The organism is Hydrotalea lipotrueae (genome assembly GCF_019249625.1).
Taxonomy (GTDB): Bacteria; Bacteroidota; Bacteroidia; order Chitinophagales; family Chitinophagaceae; genus Hydrotalea; species Hydrotalea flava.
Genome location: NZ_JAESDL010000004.1, coordinates 37,061 through 57,994 on the forward strand (window position 1 = coordinate 37,061; position 20,934 = coordinate 57,994).

The following is a 20,934-nucleotide window of genomic DNA, read 5'->3' on the forward strand; positions in this document are numbered from 1 at the left end:
TTTTGAAACCGAAAACTGTCTGCCAGCATCAACGTTTATTAATTGCTCAATGTTTCTATTCCCACTGTCCGCCCACTAACGCAAAACCCGTCGCCTGCTGGCCTTATTGGTAAGCCATTGTCTTTACTTTTGTCGAACCCATTTTAACCTGCGATTTCCATTTAGAATTTTCAGTATTAATGTGTCGCCGCTAAAAGTAAATGCCCGTTTGACGTCTGCCCCCCAAACCGAAGGAATAGAACTTGTTATACGTTTATGCGTAACAATGTTTGCGGTGTCGTCAATACTGTAATTTGCTACATAAACATAACTTGATGAAAATTCAACAACTGCTGCTTTGAGGTCTGGTAAAGACATTGAATCTACTTTCTGCTTAACAAAGTTTTCATTTATTGATTCAACCTCAGTAAACCATTTAAAATCTTTGTATCCTTTTGGTGTTATTTGAACTGCCATGTGTCCTAATCCGTCATATACAATATAACTGTCTCCACCTTTTGCCCAACTATCTTCATGCCATGTACCTGTTGAGTCTTGATTTTCCATTATCAATAATTTGTACATTCCTGCTAAGGATACTTTTTTGGAATTTTTTGATTGATTTGAACAACTTGTCAAAAACAATATAGTTACAAATAATATTGTTAGACACTTAATATTTTTAGGCTCTGGAATTGTCATAATGAATTATGGTTTGTCAAAATTACTATTTGAATTCCGTCCCCCCCGGCTAACTGCTGCTGAATAAAGATAAAAAAGTTGATGATAAGAACTAATGCTAAATTACTAACGTCAGGCTGGATATGCAGCCCAACAGAGTTATTACAACAGTTAAAACACGGCTTTCGTCAGCCTGCATTTTGGCAATACCCCTGCTGTATGTTCGCCCTTCGTCTTGGTAACTTGAATTGAATGTCTGTGTCCACCGTGGCAGGGTGTGTCCCGGAAGCGTTGGAACAAGGCAGGCTCTTTTGCAAGGTTGGCTTCTGTGTGGTGGCTTTGTGTGTCTTGCAAATGTGCCTGACTTGGTGTGTAGGGTCAAACAATTTGTTCTTCCAGTAAGTCTTTCCAGATTGCGAATCCCTTTTTATTGTCAGAATAATCATGCATTATCCGATGGAAACCAGTCGGTTGCCTTTCAAGGAAAACCTGTCTGCCTTTATTTCTGATGATGCTTAATTGGTCGTCAATTTCTTTCAATTTCATTTTAAGTGTCGGTTTGTCTTTAGGAAAATGCCACAAGTAAGTTGCTTCTTCCGTGTCCAATGTCTCCAAAACAATGTGAAACTGTTCTTTTCCTGACAATAGAAATACAAACGAAAATGGACTTAATACAAAACGAATTTTCAAAGTGCTTCTATCGTGTCGTTGTGCTAAGAACTGCAACTGCCTATAATGCTTGTAATTTTCTTTCTTCAATATATTTTCAAGCAATTCTTCGCCTGAACTGTAAAGCGAATTGCTGTTCTGCCCCTGTATTTGATTGATGTCTAAAAGGTTCTCTGATTGCTGCAATGGTTTTCCAATAATATTTTTTGAAACGAAACTGAATTTCACACCTTCAATCACCTCTCGATTTATTTTGTCAATATCATTTGATGTTGCCAATTGAGAAACCAGTTTGCCGTCATCAAACTCTGCACAAATTTGAATCTTCACATTCTTTGATTTAAGTGCTTTTGCAAAGTAGGGTTTCAAAACTTCAAACTCCGGTCTTATTTCAAGATTCTCAATTTCAAATTCAAGTTCGGTTTTCAATTCGGGAATTATATGTTTGAACAAAACACTGCAATAACGAAATTCAAGTTCTCCAATCAGGATTTTTATTTCTTTATCAATGGTAATGATATTTGAGTGTTTAACTTCTTCTTTTGGTTCATCAAATAATGTTGCCTGTCTATCAATCTTCCTGTAAAAAGTGTTTCGTTTTAGAAATAGTTTGTTCAAATAGTCAATTTTAATATCACGGTAATCATAAATAGCCGGCGTGACTTCTGAACGTTGAACTCTGCCAATGTATTGAATCAACTTTCCCTCAAATGAAAACGGATATACAAGAAACAAACAGTTGGCGTTTTGTAAGTCAGTTCCTTCACCAAAGAATTGTCCTGTAGTAATGAGAACTTGGTAATTACCGCCTTTCAGCATTTTCCATTTAGAATTTCTGTTGGCTTCTGAATCATCACCACTCAATGTTATCGTCTCATAAGATTGTTTCAAATACTGGTTTAGAGAATCAATGTGTTCCTTTCTTTCAGTGATTATCACAGCTCTTTTGCCTTTTTTCAATTCAGCATTTACATCATTCAGAATTAACTTGTTTCTTGCTGAATCGTGAATTAGAATTTTGGAAAGAGTTTCAAACGGGTCTGTTTTGGAGTTGAAAGGAATATCAAGTTCAGAATTTCTAATGATAATTTTGGCTTGCTGTGAATTGCTGATTTCACTGGATTTTATTTCAGTAATAACTTCTCCTAAATAAATGAAAATAAGTTTGCCGTCATTGTATTTTCTGAATGGCGTTGCGGTTAACCCGTAGAGATAAAATGTTTTAAGTTTCGCTACTGTATTTCTGAATGTTTCTGCCGGAATGTGATGACATTCATCAATGACTATAGTTCCAAAATTGTTTTTCAGAACCTCACTATTCCTCTTTTCAATTTCCTTTGTTAAACTTTGAATTGTAGCAACTGTGATTTTATTTCCAATCTTACTTTTTCCTTGCCCTATTTTTCCTATTTCGGTTTTGGGAATCCCAAGAAAAGTTTCAATCCTTTCTATCCATTGCTCAACCAATTGTTTCCTGTGAACGATGATTAAAGCAGGTTGCTGTTTATCCGAAATTATTTTTAATGCAACAATTGTTTTTCCAGAACCGGGTGGAGCTACAATTACCCCTAAATCTTTCTTAGTAATTGATTCTACAACTGTTTGCTGATGGTCTCTTAGCTGGGCATTGAATAAATACGGTATTGATTTATGCTTTTTTCTGTCATCAATGAAATCATGTTCAATTTTATTCTCTCTGCAGTAGCGAATTAATTTTCCTATGAAACCTCTTGGAACTATAACTTCGGTTTCCGCTTCTTCCACAAATTTGAAATAACGTTCTGTGCCGAAAGTACTCTTGCCTATTTTCTTTTTGATGATAAACTCTGTACTTGCAAAATTTAATTCTTCTTTCAGAAAATTTATTAATGGAGTTATCATTCCTTCACGACTGATTCTTGCTTCGTTACATAATGTAATGATTAATTTTCCATTGCTTGCTTTTGGTGGAGTGGAAATAGTGAGCGTTGAAACTGATTGATAATGTTTGTTTAATTCTGAAATGGAAACCCTCTTGATGTTTTTCAGGAATTCAAACTGTTCTTTTATTGGTTGTAAAGTTTCTGCATCAATAAAACAACTATTTCCTTGTTCCAATGTTTTTTTGAATAGCGGCAATGCAATTAAATTTCCTAAGCCTTTCCTAGAATGAAAATCCTGATTGGGAAATAAACGGTCAAAACTTGAACCCTTGTCAAATATTGAGAATGCTCCCGATTGTTCAAGAATGGAAATGAAAATCTTCCTGCTCCTGATTGCAGGGTAGGGATGTTCAAAAAAAATCCATACATGTCCGCCTTTGCCTGAACGAGAACGTTCCAAATATGCAGGTATTCCTTTTTCGTTACATACTTTGAGAAATTTTCTTGAATCATGAACCCAATTGTCCTCATCAAAGTCTGCTGCAAGAAACCATGAAGTATTATCAGGCAGTAACGGATAGATTCCGATATATTGCTCTCCTTTTAAATGTTTGGCAATTTCATCATCAGTAAGTCTTAGGTATGTTTTATCTGTATAGTTTTGAAAAGTCCCGCCCTTCATTTTGTGAGCCCGGTATCTGTAGGGGTCGAAATGATATGCAGGCATATAGCCGCTTTTATCAGCTTTTTCCCATCGAATGGCAAATACATCCTCCCGGCCCCTGAAGACCGATTTAAATAATTGTATCTGATTTGCGGAGTTCTCATTCATTGCTGTTTCCCTTAAAAAACCGGCCAATTCCCGGCCAATTAGCGGCCAATACGGCCAATTAGCGGCCAATTATTCTTTTAACTCATACTTGCTTCCCCTTCCTTTTGAACCGGTTTGTTTTATTAGCTCTTTACCAATCAAGTCCTTCAATTCTTCAGTAGCCAGTGTCTTAGCAACTGCATTTATTTCCTGATATTTTGAATTGGTAATACTGCCGTGTTCAACAACATACAATATCGCTTTTACCTGTCGCTCATTCAATCCTAATATTTGTAGCTGGTATTTACTGTATTTATTTTTAAAGAGGGTTACCAATATGCCGCCATCCTGTTCAATAATTTCAGGGTCAGGTAATCCTGCTTCTTTGCAGGTACTGATAATCTTTAATGTTCCGCTTCTCCAAGCATCAATGTAGCCGCCCTTAAAACATACATCGGCGATTAATAAATTTCTTGGCCTTGATGGATGCTGCCGTTTGAGGGAATCCAAACTGATACCGGCAGGCAATTCGCCTTCATTCCAGATATTAAAGTGGTTGTCGAACATACGCATCTGCACAACAGATGAACCTAAGTAATTTCTATGCACTAATGCATTGAGCAACATTTCACGGAGTGCTGCGATAGGATATTCACCTTTCTCAATTCTTTGTATGCCTTCAAACGAAATAGCACGGGTTAGAAACTTCCGGTTTAATTGCTCCAGCACTTCTTTTAGTAAATAAACAATATTGCCTTCAACTGTCTCCTGGAATCTCAGGTCGCTGCTGTCTTTACCGAAGCGGCCAATTTTTACAACGCAATTATTGAAAAATTTTGCCGGGTTCTTTCCAAACAAAACAATGGCTGCCCTTTTAATGTTACCATTATCATCTGTCAGGCGGAGCTTGGCAATCAAATCTGCTTTGCTTAATCCCTCCACATCTGAAATCCTTCCAGCATGAAGTGAAGCTGCTATGTATGATTTTAAACTGGCATCATCAATGTCATCAAGTGTGGCTGTTGGCTCCGCAACTTCATCCCATGTCTTACCACTTTTACGAAGTAAATAATCGGTAAGTGCTGCACCAATCAATTCTTGTTTGGTGCTTCCGCTGCGGTAGTAATACCTGCCACGCAAAGAAATGGGTACTGCATAAGGCTGCGTAATTATTTCAAGGTAGTACAAACCTTTTTCTTCATGCAGATTTATATCAAGTAAAATCCCCATCAGGTCTTTTGCCTTGTTAGGTATTTCATCCATCAGTTTTTTGTAATCACTAATGCCGACTACTTTGCCATTATCATCTTTACCAATGACTATTGCACCACCTTGTGCATTGGCAAAACCACAAACCCATTTCAGGTAGTCATCATGCCAACTTTGTTTATATTCTATATTTTGTTGTTCGGGCATTCTGTTGATTAAATTTTCTTTTTTAATTTATCAGATACAACTTTTTTAACTTCATTTACATTTTTTTTCGCTTCGGTAAAATATTCTTTCTTCAATTCAATTCCCAAATATTTTCTTCCGTTTAACGAGGCTGCAACTGCTGTCGTTCCTGAGCCAAGAAATGGGGAGCCTTCACTGGCATATCTATGAGTTGAAATTTGCAACAAAATTTTCTGGCTCATCAGGTGTCAAAATTATTTTTTTTATCTATTGTCTTAATCAAAACAGTTTTGTTTCTTCTTTGCATACCAAGTCATACTACCAATTTTCGTATTTGCAAATTTCCCAAAATACCCAAATAGTCCACCAACTCCAAATGTCCTAACAGCCCAACCAATTTTTTCTTTGTCTAAATACTCTACACTTTTAATTTGGTTTCTGTCAATTTTAACGTCTGATAAAAGTCTATGAATAATCAATTGGTCAGTCGAAAGTTTATAGTCAATTGGTCTAAATGCGAATGCAATAAAATATATCAATAGTAATGCAGCAGTCGTGTAAATTGGAATTGCTCTACCTGTGTCTTTGAATATTGAGTATTGCCCAAAAATTATAAATGCAAATAATAGAGTTACTCCAATTGTGACTCCTTTTGCTAAATTGTCTAACGATGTTTTGTATGTCATTATTTGAAATTTTAGAGTGTTGAAAAATGCTTGCAGACAACGGTTTAGGGCTTTGCGTTCGGGCGGGTTTCCGGGCACAAAGTTTCAATTTATTACTAAAGTTTAATCGAAGCACAAAGCTCCAAGTTTGCACGTCAGCCCGCCTGACGCAAAACCCGTTAGCCGTTCGGTTTTATAATTTGTCTGTCAATTCTTGAATGATTTGTTGTTTCAATTTCTTTTTAATTTCAGGTGCTTCAAGTTGTAAATATTCAAGACCGACAAATGAATTTCCTTGTTTTCTATTTTGTCGTGGTTCAATGCTTTCAATAAGAATTGCCTCTAAAATGTCGCCCAAATTTTGAATTGTAAAGTCTTTGAATTTTACACCTAAATTTAGTTTTGCGTCCTCTGTCACTGGATAAAAACCGAACCAACTAAACCTGTCCCAGCGTCCAGCAAGTCTGTCTGTCGTGTGGTCTTTTAGTCTTTTGCCAAGAGACTGTTCAATTGCTTGGCCAACATAAACTGTTTCCCTGCTGTCATGCAATAAATAAATACCAATTTGGTCTTTAAAGTTTACTTCGGTCGCACCGATTTGTTGAATGCCCAATAAGTCTGGTTGTGATTTCCAATAAACAAGATTTCTGTTCCAGTAAATTCCAAAAGCATTTATGATTTTATGGCTGTCTTTAGTTACAATTTTGTCGTTTACAATTTCAGGTTCGCTGTCGTCAATGTCATTGTCGTCAGGTTGATTTAAAAACTTGCGTAAGATGTAATAACCTTTGGCTGTTTTTGCAAAGATTGATTTCTCTTTCTTTGTGTTAATGTCAGTTGTAAGGTTTGCACTTACCGTGTCTTGCGGTGTTGCTCCCAATGATTTTCTGTAACCTCTTTCAGCAATAAGTTCAGCAATTTCTGTGTAGTGAAGTTGTTTCTTTTCTTCATTCAACACTTTTTTAATTGCTTCTTTCCATTTTAATTCAGCCATATTTTCTGTCTATTGAATTTTGTTGTTAAGTGTCGTCCTAAACTGACCGCTAACGTTCACGCATTTGCAGCTATTTTTTTATAAACTCTGCAACGATTTCAAATTTTTTCTGTCCAATCTGAACTCCTGATGATCTGGTAGAGTTATTAAGATCATGGTTGTCAAGTAATATATATCCAAAATGAGTACAACCTATCTTTCTTTGTTCACCTGGAAATAATGTATATAATAATGTATTTGAAGTAGTGTCGTCATTTGTCAAAGTAGTAATTTTTACTGTAAAAGTTTTGCTCTTCGATGATGATGTATTTGTTAATACTACTTCTTTAGGTACGACTTTCATTTGGTTTATTAAACTGTCAGCCGTTTTTTTATTTTTGAATTCTGTCTCTTGAATTTCCATGTTATTTCCCCCAATTGAAATATCTATTGGCATACTTCTTTTTGTCCATATATAATCCACATTATCACAAGTATTGTTTATGTCCTTAAAGGTAAGTTTGCCGTCTTTACAACTTATAAAAAAAATAAAAAAAGCTAAATATAAATATTTCATATTGAATAGATTTAGTTGCAAATAACGTTCAGGTATTGCTGCAGGTGGGGATTTTATAATGTCCTGCCCGGAACTGAAGTTAAATAGAAATACAAATGTTTAATGTTTTAAAAAAAAGCCGACCTGCGTTTCGTCTGATGGAACAACTGCCCAGTAGCCATATGCTGCTGATAATTATTCTGTCAAGCCGCTATGACTCCAAACCCATGTTGGCAGTAGCCTTAGTCATGTCAACGGAAATGATTGAAAAACTAAAGAAACTGCGTCCTTTGTCGCCCACCGTTAACCAAAAGTATGTGGATGTCAGTTTAAAAATTCTTGATGCAGCCAAAGTTCTGCACCAAACGTACACTCTGGAAGAACTGCATGATTTCGTGTTTTTCAAAGAAGTCCCACAACGCAAGATTAGTCCAGAGCGGCTAACTACTCACTTGTGGGAAATTGTCAAAGAACATTGGTCGGCGACAAAAGCCGAAGGTGAACTTGCTGAAATTTTGGTCAGTCCAGCCTTTCAACAAAAACTCCAATCTGGCAGTTGTAGTCAGTAGGGTCAGATGGCGAAAGCATGTTGATGCCGTAGCCGTGCCCCATTTCATACAGATGCTCTTCCAGTTTGAAATTGATGTTAACCACTTTGCATTTATGTCCCTCAAGGGTTACGATGTCGCCAACAGAAATGAATTGAGAGTTGTCCCACTCTTGCCGCTTAATGTTCAGCAAGTCGTCAAGGTCCTGACGATTGTAGATGTAGCAAATTTCACGTTTGTTGTCGCCGTGATACTTAAAGAGCATTCGTGCAAAGAAGCGTTCTCGCTTTGGTTGTGTCATAAAAGAAATGTTTGTATGGAATTTGCCGAAAGGTTACTGCCAACGGTTCTGAGCTTTGCGAAGTGGCGGATTTTTAGCACTAATGTTTATTAGAATTCCGAATGTTGAGCCTTGCACAAAACTGTCATAGAAGCACGTCAGCCGCCATTTTGCAAAACCCATGTTACAAGCTGGCCTTCTGTCCACCGAGTAGTTGAAACGCTTTGCTGTCAATGGTTTTGGTGTCTGTTTAGAAACTGATTTTTGTCTGTCGTTGTTCTGTGCGTTTGCGTATTTTTTATTTTCAGAAGGGTCGGGAAATTTTTTTAATTCAATTTTTTCAGGGTGGGGCAGGCACACTCTTTGCCAAGTTTTGGCTTGCGGGTCGGCTGGTGCGACTTGGCAATGTGTGTGACTGCTGCGTGGGTTCATTACTGTCTGTTTTTCTTAAAGTTTTCTGCTTGCTCAAATATCTCTACATACACTTCATCTCTCTCCACTGGTGGATAGCCGAACTCATCTAAAATCAAAATCAACTCCACTTTCAAGGCTGATTTTATGTCGTCACGTTTATTCCAGTCAGGGAATTTGGCTTGGCTGTCAACAATGAGTTTTACGGCTTTGGATAAGTCAATGAGTTTGTCGTCAGGGTAGGTGAAGTCGTATTTTTTGCAAAGCTCTTTTAATATGTCGTAAAAGGCTTTTTCTTCAAAGTCAATTCCTAATTCGTCACCTGTTTTAAATTCTTTGTGAACGTCCCAAATAAGGTTTGTCAAGGCTTCTGCCATTTCCTCATATACTTCGCTTCTCAAAATGTCGTTTGCGTCACGGTTGTTGTAGCGTTCAACGATGGCTTGCATTTTCTTGGTGAAGTCAATGCCTTTTACTTTGTTTACTTTTCTGATTTCTCCAATAACTTTAGCAAGTAGCTGTTGAAGCAATTTGATTTTCGTGTTCGGCAGTTGGATTTTATCAATCTTAGCCAAATAGTCTTCATCAAAAATGTCTTGTTCGCTTTCTCCTTCTTCTCCAAGTTTGAAAATTTCTTCTACTCCATCACTTTGCAAAGCATCTTTTATCATTTCCCTTACTCTTACGTTCATCTGTGCTGTGTCAGGGGCATTGCCTTTGGTCAACTTGAAAACAATGGAACGAACTGCCAAATAGAAATGGGTGTAATCTCTTTCGGTTTGGGTCAGTTTTTCGCTTCCTGCACAAATATCATAAGCGGCTTTCAGTCGCTTCACCAAGCCCATAAATCGGGTTTCCATTTCTTTGGTTTGCTGCACAAACTCCGCAGCCATATTTAAGGTGTTGAGTTGCTCTATGGTGCTGCCTTTGAAATACTTTGTATTGTCAAACTTGTGCATCAGTTTAGCCAATAAATCCAAGTGGTCTTTTACCACTACCAACGATTGGTCAATGTCTTCAAAATTATCTTCATCGCCTTTGTTGTATTTGGCAAGGGCAAGATTCATTTGTTTTTTGATACCAATGTAGTCCACCACCAAACCTTTGTTCTTGCCTTCAAACTTGCGGTTTACCCGTGAAATAGTCTGAATTAAATTATGTTGCTGGATCGGCTTGTCAATGTAAATGCTATCTAAGAACGGAACATCAAAACCTGTGAGCCACATATCCACCACAATGGCGATTTTGAAATTGGATTTCGGATTCTTGAATTGTCGGTCAAGTTCTTTTCGGTCATCAGAAGTGCCCAATAAATCCCAAAGTTCTTTTGGGTCGTCTTTGCCTCTTGTCATTACTAACTTAATGCGTTCAATCGGCTTAAGTTCCCGCTTGTCTTTGTCGGTTAATTCTGCACCTTCTTCCGCTTCTCTTATTTCGTTCCATTCTGGTCTAAGGGCAATGATGTTTTTGTAAAGTTCATACGCAATTTCACGGCTGCTGCTCACAAACATTGCTTTTCCTTTTACGGTGGCACCCTCTGAAATTCTGTTTTCGTAATGGGTTACAAAGTCACTGGCAACTTCTTTCAAGCGGTCAGGGTCGCCAAGTATGGCATACATATTTGCCGTTTCCTGTTTGCTTTTGTCAATCTGATATTCGTTGGCTCCCAACTCGGCTGCTTCTTCATAGTATTGCTCAATCTTTTCCAGTTCACCGTTTTTCAAAGCTACTTTTGCGGCTCTGCCTTCATACACAATCCTTACGGTGATTTCATCCTTCACCGATTCTGTCATGGTGTAGGCATCTACTACTTTACCAAACACATCAAGCGTTGCATCAATAGGTCTTCCTGTAAAACCTACATAGGTTGCGTTGGGTAACGAATCGTGCAGGTATTTGGCAAAGCCAAAAGATTTCTTAACTCCGCTTTCGGTTACTTTTATTTTTTGGTCAAGGTTTACCTGACTTCTGTGTGCTTCGTCCGAAATGCAAATCACATTTTCCCTTTCGGTAAGCAGTTGGGTATCTTCTGTAAACTTGTGAATGGTGGTCAGGAAAACGCCACCGCTTTGTCTGCCTTGTAGTTTGGCTCTCAGGTCGGCTCGGCTTTCCACACTTTCCACGGTGTTGTCGCCAATAAATCCTTTGGCATTGATGAACTGTGTCGACAATTGGTCGTCTAAATCTGTTCGGTCGGTAATCAAAACTATAGTGGGACTTTCAAAGTATTCACTTTTCATCAATAACCTTGTCAGGTAAAGCATCGTGAAACTCTTTCCGCAACCTGTGGCACCAAAATAAGTTCCGCCTTTTCCGTCTCCTTCGGGTTTTTGGGCTTTTTTGATGTTTTCATACAAAGCTCTTGCAGCGTAATACTGCGGATAACGGCAAACGATTTTTTCTTCCTTTTTGCTGTTGTCGGGTATGTAAATGAAGTTGCGAATAATGTCACGCAAACGGTTTTTATTGAACATTCCCTGAACCAGCGTAAACATTGAATCTATGCCGTCAACGTCCTTGGCTAGCCCCGCCACTCTACGCCAGGCATAGAAAAATTCGTAAGGGGCAAAGAACGAACCTGCTTTGTTGTTTACGCCATCACTGATTACACAAAAAGCATTGTATTTGAAAAATTCGGGAATATCTCTGCGGTAACGAACCGTTAATTGTTTGAAAGCATCATAAATGGTGGCTTCTTCCCGAATGGCACTTTTGAACTCAAATACCACCAAAGGCAAACCATTGATGTAAATAATGCCGTCAGGGATTCGTTTTTCATTGCCAATGATTTCCAACTGATTCACAAACTTGTAAATATTCGTATCTGCTGGATATTGTTCTTCGGGTTCGGCTGCTATGGAAATTACTTCGTCTTCGTTGGGTTGGCGGTGTTTGTTGAGCCCTGCATAATTGAGAAGCTGAATGTAAATGTCTTTTTGGTTGCGGTCTTCTCGTTTCAGAATAAAACCGTCCGCAAGCATTCTCAAAAAGGTTTTGTTGCTTTCGTATAGGTCTGATGATGGAAGCGATTTGAGTTGAAGAATAATTGAATTGGTTTCATTGAGTGTAATACCCTGCGGTGCATATTGCATTAAAAGAAAATTTCTCAAATCGTCCTCAATCAATACTTCATCGGGCTTTCGGGCAATGGTAATGCCCAAATGGTGGGGAAATCCTTCTTGCCCCAACAACTCGGTAAACGCCTTTTCTAATTTTTCTTCGGTAAATCTCATTTTTTAGGCTTCTTCAATTTTTTTATGTCTTCTTCCAGTTCTTTCAGGCTTTGCTCTTTCTCTAACGCCTTTTGTACAAGTTGGTATTTTTCAAATTCTTCACCCGATTTTTCCAATGCCATTTCGTGGCTTATTTTTCCGGCATGGGTCAATAATTCCCTGCCGTTTAGTTGCAGAATAGTATCCAAACGCTCAATCCAATCTTTCATATACATAGGGATGCGTTGCTGTGCCATGGTTTCAGCAAAGGCAAGGTATTGTTCCACTAAAAGCCCAAGGAGTTTTATTTCATCTTCGTTCAGGTAGTTTTTAGCAATGCTTACGTCAGTTTTTTTTATAGAAACGGTTCCTTTTTTATCATACGACTGCATACCCATCAACGGCAGGGTAGCGCCTGCCCTACGATATACCAACTCGGCTGCTGTTTGCTGGCTGATGGCCCACAGGAGTTTGTTTTGCACCACTTTAAAAAACTCAATGGTCTTTTCATCTTTTGGGTCGTAATCAATGCTGGTGGTGTAGATGTCTTTGATTTTCTGATAAAAAAAGCGTTCCGAAAGGCGTATTTCCCGAATGCGTTCCTGCAGTTCGTTGAAATAATTCATCGTATTGCCGCTCTTAAAGCGGTCGTCATTCAGGGTAAAACCTTTAATAATGTATTCTTTCAACCGTTGGGTAGCCCAAATGCGAAACTGTGTACCCTGGGGCGATTTTACCCGATAGCCAACGGAAATAATGACATCCAGATTGTAGTAAAACGGGGCTTTTTGCTGAAATTCGGAAATTCCGAATTTCTTCATTGTAGTGGTTTCTACCAGCTCGTTTTCCTCATAAATGTTTTTAATGTGCTCGTTGATGGTAGATTTTGCCTTACCAAACAAGGTTGCCATTTGGTCTTGGGTTAGCCAAACGGTTTCTTCTTCCAGCCGCACATCTATTTTGATGTTGCCTTCCTGGTTTTGGTATATGATGATTTCGCTGTTCATAATTGTTTATGGTTAATTATTAATGATAAATGTTTGATTTCTTTAACCATTAACCATTTATCATTAACCATTGTATTTGCCTTTTCTAATTTTTCTTCTGTGAATTTCATTGTCTAAACGTCATGGGAAAAATTATATAAATAATCCATCATTTCTCTTGCAAAACTCCTGATGTCTTCTTCATTGCTACTTGTGAAAATGTGATTATCACCATTTAATGTAGTTCGGAATTCATGAAATTTTGCTCTTACTACATCTTTATCTGAAAATATTTGATCTATCTTATCGCTAAGGTTTGAACAGGTAATTCCATTTTGCTCAAACTCTATCAATTTTCCTATATAAAAATGTGGGAAATATTGGCTTTCCAAAAAAGTCCTTAGATATGTCCTTATATCTTCTTCACTTTCCCTATTTATAAATCGATATATTTTTGAAACAACTCTTTCATAGGTCGTTTCGGTGAAGGTTTTACTTTCAATTCTTCTTAAAAAACTTGTCGAATCGTTTTGAGCAATCTCTATAAAAGAAATAGGGAAATCATCATTCATTGCCCTTTCAAGAAAATTTCTGATAAAGTGTGAATAATGAGTTAGTACAACAATTTGACTTACACTGCGCAGGGTTTCTTTGATTCTATTAATGGATTTTAAAATGCGATTATCATCAAAGCTTGTAACTGGGTCATCCAATACGATTATTGCTCTTTGTTTTTCATCTGGTGAAAGAAAATCCAATCTTGCCCAAAATAATGAAAGTGCCAAGGCACGCTTATCTGACTCACTAAATACCTTGGTAATATTAGAGTCATTAATTTCTACATTCTTGAATTTTACTTTTAGAAAATATACTGGTTGATGACCTCTATTGTCAGTACCCCTTTCAAGGGTAAAGTTTTCACTACCGAACTGCTTAAAGTGAAAATCAATTCGAGTATAGAATCTGTCAAGATATTGATTCTGATTGGCAGATAAAGCCTGTTCATTAGCAATTATTCTTGTCTCAATAACAGTGATTTCTCGTTGCTCCGCTTGATAAGAAACACAAGCATCATTTTGCTCAACTCTTGCAATTGCTCTTTTTTTAATCTCAATTTCTGTTTGAAGTTCAGAAATTTTTGTTCTTATCTGGGATAAGTCACGATATGGCTCTTTAAATAATTGAATTGCCTCTCTTATACTTTCAATGGTTTCCGCAATCGCTGATAAATTACTTTGGTAGCTAACATGACTTTCTAATAAGCCAGTAAAATCAATTGATTGAACAGGTTCATGTGGTTTTCTTTCTTTGATGTTAAAAGCTTGAATTACCTGTTGAGAATAGTGACTTGTAAGGTCATTAAGACCTGTTTCGTTTGCTGAATCTATTAACTCATTTAAACGAGTAACTAATGCAGTGAAATCCTCTGTATTTATTAACTGAGTATATTGTAACAATAAAGCCTGCTTTGCTATGACCAAATTTAATGAATTGTAGTTAAGTGCTCCCCACTGTCTTCTTAAGTTTTCAACTTTATTTTCAATATCGGAAATATACTCTCGGTATGCTTCATTAAAATATGAGTGGTAAGCATTAAGTAAATCAGTGGCGTTTTCTAAAGATTGACCACAGAATGAGCAATTATTAGAATCATTTTTTCGAGTGTCTAAACCCTCTTTAATCCATTGCGTGGCGTTTTCAGTTATTTCAAAATTATTTTCAATATGCTCTTGAAGTTTCGCAATTGCAGCAGAACTAATCTCGTTAAACTCACTCTCTAATAGAACATTTGTTTGGTTAGTTAAATCTTGGATATTATTTGTGGGAACAATAAACTGGGAAAAATCTTCAATTGATAATATTTCTGTAGGTCTCTGAAGTCTCTGCTGTTCTTGCCTTAATCTTTGTTCTAATTGAGATAATTGTTGCCTTTTATCTTCGATATTTATCGAGTTTGGGTCTGTAGTCAAAAATGGTGCATACTCTTGTTCTTGCTTTCCTCTTAAATACAATGGAAGCAAATTTGGAAGGTTGCTTTTTTTCTGTCTTAATACTCTTTTATCTTCTGCGATTTGGGTTGCAAGTTGAACTCCTTGTTGTCCAAGAATAAATCTTGTGAAATTTTCTTTATTCTGTCGTTCAATGGAAAGTCCTGTAAATAAATTTTTGTGAATAAAGTCTGAACCAAAAATATGTAGGTAATCATTTGAATGTACCTGTGTCCATGAAGTATTTGAAAAAATACATGGCACTTCATTAGTTGATTGATGTGGCCTGACTGATATTCGAACACCTTGATTTGAAGGAACATTAGGTATTGATTTTCGTGTTGTTATAAATGACGGGTCATTATCTTTGAGTGAAGTGAGTATGTCTGTTAAAGTTGATTTACCTCTTGTGTTAAGCCCGTATATAAAAGTGAGTTTCTCAAATTGAATTGAGCCACCATTATCAAATTCTCTGAAACTGCCAACATTGTTTATACTTATTATTCTCTTTATCATACGGCTAATTTTCAATGGTTTGCTTTTCCATCCTCTCCACCACACCCCGCATCAACACAGGGCAAAGCGGTTTGATGGTATTTTTCAATTGCTCATTGATTCGTTTGCGAGTTTCCAGTGTGTGGTAAATGGTTACGATGGCTTCCTGCACTTTGATGTCGGGAATAGGCAATTTTACATTGCACATATCAGCCCAATCAAAGGTTTCTCTTGCACTGCCCCAAGAATGAAATCTTGCGTATCGGTCAAATTCAGGACGTGTAAACCACAAATACAGATATTCAGGAAGTAGTTCAGTTGTTTTTGTTACCCTGAACACCGTATAAATTGCAGAAACGATGCAAGGTTCACTAGTATTCATTGCTAGGGCAATTTTGTCTCCACGTCTTGAAGTGTCTGCTACATATACAAATTCGCCTGTCCGAACTACTTTGTAATTGTGAAAGCTAAGTCCATTGGTATTTGCTTTGGTTTCAATCAAAACTTTATTTGTTGATACACCTTGCAGAAAAGTTACTTGCAAATCCGTATTCCTTTCATCCGACTGCTGAATATATTCTCCTAGCGTTTTCGGTGCTTCGGTTTTTATCAGGTTTTCAATGTAGGTGTCGCATATCAACTGCAAATCTGCCAAGCTGTTTTCGTAGGTTTTTTGGTTGTTGAGCAAACCTTGATACAATGCCACATACTTGCGTTGTTCGTCAATGTCGGGAATGGGGATTTCAATATCGCAAAGGCGTTCCCAATCTAAACCACCTCTGACACTCGAATCGCAATAAGTCCAAGCCCTTCTGTCAAATTCAGGACGTTGAAATTGCATCATCAAATATTCGGGTAACAATTTGTTTTTGTCAATTACTTCAAATGTGATGTATGCAGGTGAAACAATTGCAGGTTCTTCATTAACAAACAATGCAACTGGTAAAATTTCATCTCTATTAACGTGCATTAAGTTTGTGGCAAACTGACCTTTTTGTATAAGTTTGTATTTAGACAAATCAAGTCCTGATGCATTGGCAACTGAAGGCATAAAATTCTTGTAAATGTTTATGCCCATAAGATTTGTTGTAATCAAATCCTTGTTTCGATTATTCACAAGCCGTATATAATTGCCAATTCTTTTAAAGCTCATATCCCAATACCTTAAAAGCGTTTATCAATTGCTCCTGTGATGCTTTTTCTTCTTTCAGCAGTACTGCAAAATCCTTTTGGATGCGTTTCATTTCGGTGTTGAAGTCAATGCCGCTGTCACGGTCAACAAACTCAATGTATTTGCTCGGCACCAAAGAAAAGTCGTTGGCTTTAATCTGCTCAAAGTTGGCTGAGTAGCAAAATTCAGGAACGTTTTTATAGGTATTTTGCCAGTCGGTTTGTTGCCAGTTGTGGTAATTCTCGGCAACTCTTGCTATTTCATCATCCGTCAGTTCAATAAACTGCTTTTCAAACTCCACACCCCAACGCCTCAAATCCATAAATAAGATTTCCTGCTCACGGTCTCGGTAGTTTTTCATTTTGCCGTTTACTTCTACGCTTCGGGCTTTCTTGTTTTTATTGATAATCCAAAGCGTAACGCTGATGTCGGTGGTGTAAAACGTATCTCGTGGAATAATCACAATGGCTTCCACCAAATTATTTTCAATCAGCTTTCTGCGGATTTTATATTCTTCACCATTTCCACTCAATGCACCATTCGCCAATATGAAACCAGCCACTCCGTTTTCGCTGAGCTTGCTCACCATATTCAAAATCCAGCCATAGTTGGCGTTGCTTTTGGGTGGCACATCAAAACCTCTCCAACGTGGGTCGTCTAACAATTCATTTTCTGCCCGCCAGTCTTTTTGGTTAAAGGGTGGATTCGCCATTATAAAATCGGCTTTCAGGTCTTTGTGTTGGTCATTCAGAAATGTGTCAGCGTGTTTCTCACCAAGGTTTGCCGAAATTCCCCGAATGGCAAGATTCATCTTTGCCAGTTTAAACGTGGTAGGCGAAGACTCCTGTCCGTAAATGGAAACTTCTTTTTTATTTCCGTGGTGGCTCTCAATAAACTTGATACTTTGCACAAACATTCCACCACTACCACAAGCAGGGTCATAGATAATTCCCTTGTAGGGTTCTATCATTTCGGCAATCAGTTTTACGATGGTCTTTGGCGTGTAGAATTCTCCTTTCCCCTTGCCTTCGGCAATGGCAAACTTGCCAAGGAAATATTCATACACCCGTCCGATAATATCCTGCTCTTTGTCTTTGAGTGTATTTACCTTGTTGATTTCGTCAATAAGTGAAGAAAGTTTGGAGGTGTCCAAGCCCAAACGAGAATAGTAATTGTCGGGCAATGCACCTTTCAAAGCCTTGTTGTCTTTTTCAATGAGGTGCAAGGCGGTGTCAATCAAAAGCGGTAAACCTGCACCGGCTTGATTTTTCTTTTTGATGATGGTGCTCCACCGTGAATCTTCTTCTAAGAAAAACACATTGTCCTTCGCATAAAAGGCTTCCATTTCCAGATACTTCTCTTTGCCTTCGGCAATCAGTTTTTCTCTGTGTTCCTCAAATTTGTCGCTGGCAAACTTTAAGAAAATTAGCCCTAAAACAACGTGTTTATATTCGGCAGCATCCACACCACCACGCAGCTTGTTAGCTGCTTCCCAAAGGGTCAGTTCAATTGGTTTTTCTTTTGTTTCTTTCTTCTGTTTCGCCATTTTATGGTGTCAATATTTAAAATTTTTAATGTCTGCTAAGTTAAGTTTTATCGTTGCATTGTCGTCATAAGTGCGTTGGCAAAAAAATGGCTCTTTTGGTTTTGCGAAGCGTTGGCTTTTGTGTCGGGCAAAACCAAATGTGCCATTTGTGCGGTGGCAATAAAATTGAATTAAAAAAATGTGCGGTGGGGAAAATAAAAAATACAGAAGGGTAGGCAATGAGTGTCGGCTCAGTTGCTGTCCGTTTGAAATATGGTCTGTATGTTGGTCACCTGTCAAAATTAGCGTTTCAATTTATGTTTATTGTCGTCTGCTTGGTCGTTGCTGTGTCGTCTTTTATTCCGTCCGCCCCGGCTGACCGCTGCTGCGTAAAGATAAAAAAGATGATGATATGCACATAGCTAAATAGATAAGGTCAAGCTGGATATGCAGCCCAACAGAATTACAACAGTTGAAACACGGTTTCCGTCAGCCTGCATTTTGGCAATACCCATGTTGTATGTTCGCCCTTCGTCTTGATGACTTGAATTGAAAGACTGTGTCCACCGAAGTAGGGTGTGTCCCAGAAGCGTGGGAACAAGGCAGACTCTTTTGCAAGGTTGGCTTTTGTGTGTCGGCTTTGTGTGCCTTGCAAATGTGCCTGACTTGGTGTACTGGCTACTTGAAGAACCCATAGTTTTTGTCAATCAAAATTCTCCTGTCAAGAAACGAATTGAATTCTTCGCATGAAGTTTCGCTTATCAGCAAACACGAATAACAAGCTGCGTAATTAAGTCCTCCAACTCCTTGTCCATCGCTTTCATAGCAAATCGGGTCGCTGCTGCAATCTCTGGCTCTCAATAAGGCTGAAGAAAGAATCTTGGGAAAGTTTTCGCTGTCGGCTTGCTTAATCAGTCCGCCAAAACTTCCTTCACTTCCTGCAATGGTGTAAATCAAAAGTCCGTTCATTGCATCGCTGTCGCAATAAATTCTTTCCGATACAGAAGAAGAAGGATAGCCGCAAAGAAATTCCAACTCCTTAATGATTAAGTGAGAGAAGCTGTGAATGAGAAGAAACTTTGCCAAGTGAATTGTATTCGTGAACTTATCCTTGCTTATCATTTCGTTTTGATTCATTCGCTGATAAAGAGTGAGAATTTCAGATTTAGCTTTTTCATTCTTCATCAAGTCATCCACAAAAGATTTCATTCTTTCATCGTTCCACTTGATAAAAATTCCTTCTCCGAAATTTTCTACTCCTGTTAAATACTCCGTCTCGTTTGGTTTGTTGACTGTGAACTTTGCTTTCAACGGAATGTCTTTGTTGTCAAAGCGAATAAACTTGTCTCTGCTATTAGAAAAAGTATCTCTGTCCATAGGGCTTAACCTTGTGTAGCCAGTTTGAACAGATGTCAATTTTAGCCGTTTGATTTTTATGATTTTCTCAAAGCCAAAATTCTTTAGAGTATCGTTCAAAGGAATGTCTTCAAGAATCAAATCCTTTTCATCTGATGTGAAGTTTCCAGTTTTCAACAAATACTGATATTCATTCAGCAGATAGTGATATTCGTTTTTGCGAAACTCAGTTTCAGTTAAATAAACTCCTTCGCCTAAAACCTGCTGAATGTCTTTCAATGCAATCTTGGTAACTGCTGCAATTTGTTCGGGTGAGTTTCCTGTTGTGCTCAGTAATCTAATTGTGGCTTTCTGGTCGTGAGTAAGTTTTATTTCAGGTTGTGGGATGAACAAACTGTTCATTACGATTGGATAATAAATACTGTTGCTCGTTCTGATTAACGGTTTGAAAAAAACTGTATAAGTTTTTTGCTGACTGTCTGTAATGGTTCCCTTTCTTCTGCGAAGATTGAAGAAACCTGCAAGTGTTTTCTTTCGGTTGCAACTCTCACATTGAATTGTGATACCTGCTAAGTCAGAAAGTTTTGTTGAACGAATGTATTGAAGTGAAACATTATCACAGCAAGTATCTTGTCCTAAAAGGTATCTGCCGCTTTCAAGTCCTTCTGATTCTTCATCGGTGTTATTGGCTCCTATTCTTTGAGCTGTAATCCATTTCGTCCAGTCAATATCTCTAATCTCTCCGTCAGGCGAAACGAAAACAAAACGGACTTGCTCCAACTTGTGATATTTTCTTTTCGGAGTCCCTGTAAGCAAATTGTCTTTGTAACAACAATAGCAATTCGGTCTGCCTGAAAGTTTTGTATCGTAAACAAATCTATCTCTGATTCTGTCAGGGTCATTTATTCCCTCATCGTTTTTTAAAACATCTTGCCAACCATTCCACCATTCACCAATTGTTTTAAACCTTTCGCATGTCTCACAAAAAAACCATGTCGGAAAATATTCTGCTCTTCCAATCTGATTTTCCTTCGCTGGCATTAAACGGTTGTCCTCGTTCTGTGCATTTGGCGGAACTTGAATTATTCTTTGAAGGTTTTGAAAAATTCCTGTGCCCCTTAAACGATTCAGTAAACGAGGTTCTTTGATTTCAAAAATGTAATTGCCATCATCATCTGTCAGTAAATAATTGCTTTGATTGTTTGCATTAAAAAACCACCACTGATTTATGTCCATCACTTTGTAAGCACCAACTGGACTTTCAATTATTGCCTGAACTCCTGATGTAGCAGTAACTGCCTTTCGTGTCTGTGTATGTATGAAGCGTTTCACTGTTCGCTGTGATTTTCCCTTCTTAAAAATATTTGCCAT

At 37.8% G+C, this 20,934-nt stretch carries 16 protein-coding genes; 1 reads left to right on the plus strand and 15 read right to left on the minus strand.

All coding sequences use genetic code 11. The annotated features are described in order from the left end of the window. Nucleotides 1-123: 123 nt before the first annotated feature. The 7 genes from JK139_RS04060 to JK139_RS04090 all read right to left on the minus strand — a co-directional run bounded on the left by JK139_RS04060 (nucleotide 124) and on the right by JK139_RS04090 (nucleotide 7,612). Entirely contained in the window at nucleotides 124-681 is a 558-nt protein-coding gene (locus JK139_RS04060) for a lipocalin-like domain-containing protein (RefSeq protein WP_074419046.1), read from the minus strand. Between the two features lie 357 nt (nucleotides 682-1,038). Then, nucleotides 1,039-4,092 (minus strand): DEAD/DEAH box helicase, encoded by a 3,054-nt coding sequence (locus tag JK139_RS04065; protein WP_218330640.1) that lies wholly within the window; start codon nucleotides 4,090-4,092, stop codon nucleotides 1,039-1,041. Continuing rightward, complete coding sequence (locus JK139_RS04070; RefSeq protein ID WP_074419445.1) at nucleotides 4,093-5,418, minus strand: ATP-binding protein; 1,326 nt, start codon at nucleotides 5,416-5,418, stop codon at nucleotides 4,093-4,095. A gap of 8 nt (nucleotides 5,419-5,426) precedes the next feature. After that, the gene (locus tag JK139_RS04075; protein WP_074419444.1) at nucleotides 5,427-5,639 is read right to left on the minus strand and encodes a DNA methyltransferase; all 213 of its coding nucleotides are present in this window, start codon (nucleotides 5,637-5,639) and stop codon (nucleotides 5,427-5,429) included. A 33-nt stretch (nucleotides 5,640-5,672) separates the two neighbouring features. Continuing rightward, the gene (locus tag JK139_RS04080; RefSeq protein WP_074419443.1) at nucleotides 5,673-6,083 is read right to left on the minus strand and encodes a PH domain-containing protein; all 411 of its coding nucleotides are present in this window, start codon (nucleotides 6,081-6,083) and stop codon (nucleotides 5,673-5,675) included. A 172-nt stretch (nucleotides 6,084-6,255) separates the two neighbouring features. Then, nucleotides 6,256-7,056 (minus strand): HTH domain-containing protein, encoded by an 801-nt coding sequence (locus JK139_RS04085; RefSeq protein ID WP_074419442.1) that lies wholly within the window; start codon nucleotides 7,054-7,056, stop codon nucleotides 6,256-6,258. Nucleotides 7,057-7,126: 70 nt separating this feature from the next. After that, the gene (locus JK139_RS04090; protein WP_074419441.1) at nucleotides 7,127-7,612 is read right to left on the minus strand and encodes a hypothetical protein; all 486 of its coding nucleotides are present in this window, start codon (nucleotides 7,610-7,612) and stop codon (nucleotides 7,127-7,129) included. Between the two features lie 95 nt (nucleotides 7,613-7,707). Here JK139_RS04090 and JK139_RS04095 point away from each other — a divergent pair, with 95 nt between their 5' ends. Then, nucleotides 7,708-8,160: a hypothetical protein gene (locus JK139_RS04095; protein WP_074420699.1), complete on the plus strand. Its 453-nt coding sequence runs from the start codon at nucleotides 7,708-7,710 to the stop codon at nucleotides 8,158-8,160. Here the strand turns inward: JK139_RS04095 and JK139_RS04100 are convergent. The 8 genes from JK139_RS04100 to drmB all read right to left on the minus strand — a co-directional run bounded on the left by JK139_RS04100 (nucleotide 8,111) and on the right by drmB (nucleotide 20,934). Beyond that, complete coding sequence (locus JK139_RS04100) at nucleotides 8,111-8,440, minus strand: hypothetical protein (protein ID WP_143439138.1); 330 nt, start codon at nucleotides 8,438-8,440, stop codon at nucleotides 8,111-8,113. The genes JK139_RS04095 and JK139_RS04100 overlap by 50 nt on opposite strands. 33 nt (nucleotides 8,441-8,473) lie before the next feature. Next, nucleotides 8,474-8,851 (minus strand): hypothetical protein, encoded by a 378-nt coding sequence (locus JK139_RS04105; RefSeq protein ID WP_074419439.1) that lies wholly within the window; start codon nucleotides 8,849-8,851, stop codon nucleotides 8,474-8,476. Further along, a complete protein-coding gene (locus JK139_RS04110) occupies nucleotides 8,851-12,063 on the minus strand; it encodes a type I restriction endonuclease subunit R (protein ID WP_218330641.1) in 3,213 nt (1,070 codons plus the stop codon). Before JK139_RS04110 ends, JK139_RS04105 begins: the two co-directional genes overlap by 1 nt. Next, nucleotides 12,060-13,049: a virulence RhuM family protein gene (rhuM, locus tag JK139_RS04115; RefSeq protein WP_218330642.1), complete on the minus strand. Its 990-nt coding sequence runs from the start codon at nucleotides 13,047-13,049 to the stop codon at nucleotides 12,060-12,062. The genes JK139_RS04110 and rhuM overlap by 4 nt, the downstream gene beginning before the upstream one ends. A gap of 113 nt (nucleotides 13,050-13,162) precedes the next feature. After that, nucleotides 13,163-15,532, minus strand: a complete 2,370-nt coding sequence (locus JK139_RS04120; protein ID WP_218330643.1) for an AAA family ATPase — start codon at nucleotides 15,530-15,532, stop codon at nucleotides 13,163-13,165. A gap of 4 nt (nucleotides 15,533-15,536) precedes the next feature. After that, nucleotides 15,537-16,628: a restriction endonuclease subunit S gene (locus tag JK139_RS04125; protein WP_218330644.1), complete on the minus strand. Its 1,092-nt coding sequence runs from the start codon at nucleotides 16,626-16,628 to the stop codon at nucleotides 15,537-15,539. Nucleotides 16,629-16,653: 25 nt separating this feature from the next. Further along, complete coding sequence (locus tag JK139_RS04130; RefSeq protein ID WP_074419434.1) at nucleotides 16,654-18,228, minus strand: type I restriction-modification system subunit M; 1,575 nt, start codon at nucleotides 18,226-18,228, stop codon at nucleotides 16,654-16,656. Nucleotides 18,229-18,885: 657 nt separating this feature from the next. Further along, the gene (drmB, locus tag JK139_RS04135) at nucleotides 18,886-20,934 is read right to left on the minus strand and encodes a DUF1998 domain-containing protein (RefSeq protein WP_081298712.1); all 2,049 of its coding nucleotides are present in this window, start codon (nucleotides 20,932-20,934) and stop codon (nucleotides 18,886-18,888) included.

Bases quoted from the DNA above. Each gene is read 5' to 3' on its own strand.
- JK139_RS04120 (WP_218330643.1), bottom strand. From the start codon at position 15,532: ATGATAAAGAGAATAATAAGTATAAACAATGTTGGCAGTTTCAGAGAA.
- JK139_RS04100 (WP_143439138.1), bottom strand. From the start codon at position 8,440: ATGACACAACCAAAGCGAGAACGCTTCTTTGCACGAATGCTCTTTAAG.
- JK139_RS04080 (WP_074419443.1), bottom strand. From the start codon at position 6,083: ATGACATACAAAACATCGTTAGACAATTTAGCAAAAGGAGTCACAATT.
- rhuM (WP_218330642.1), bottom strand. From the start codon at position 13,049: ATGAACAGCGAAATCATCATATACCAAAACCAGGAAGGCAACATCAAA.
- JK139_RS04110 (WP_218330641.1), bottom strand. From the start codon at position 12,063: ATGAGATTTACCGAAGAAAAATTAGAAAAGGCGTTTACCGAGTTGTTG.
- JK139_RS04085 (WP_074419442.1), bottom strand. From the start codon at position 7,056: ATGGCTGAATTAAAATGGAAAGAAGCAATTAAAAAAGTGTTGAATGAA.
- JK139_RS04075 (WP_074419444.1), bottom strand. From the start codon at position 5,639: ATGAGCCAGAAAATTTTGTTGCAAATTTCAACTCATAGATATGCCAGT.
- JK139_RS04130 (WP_074419434.1), bottom strand. From the start codon at position 18,228: ATGGCGAAACAGAAGAAAGAAACAAAAGAAAAACCAATTGAACTGACC.
- JK139_RS04070 (WP_074419445.1), bottom strand. From the start codon at position 5,418: ATGCCCGAACAACAAAATATAGAATATAAACAAAGTTGGCATGATGAC.
- drmB (WP_081298712.1), bottom strand. From the start codon at position 20,934: ATGGCAAATATTTTTAAGAAGGGAAAATCACAGCGAACAGTGAAACGC.
- JK139_RS04060 (WP_074419046.1), bottom strand. From the start codon at position 681: ATGACAATTCCAGAGCCTAAAAATATTAAGTGTCTAACAATATTATTT.
- JK139_RS04090 (WP_074419441.1), bottom strand. From the start codon at position 7,612: ATGAAATATTTATATTTAGCTTTTTTTATTTTTTTTATAAGTTGTAAA.
- JK139_RS04105 (WP_074419439.1), bottom strand. From the start codon at position 8,851: ATGAACCCACGCAGCAGTCACACACATTGCCAAGTCGCACCAGCCGAC.
- JK139_RS04095 (WP_074420699.1), top strand. From the start codon at position 7,708: ATGTTTAATGTTTTAAAAAAAAGCCGACCTGCGTTTCGTCTGATGGAA.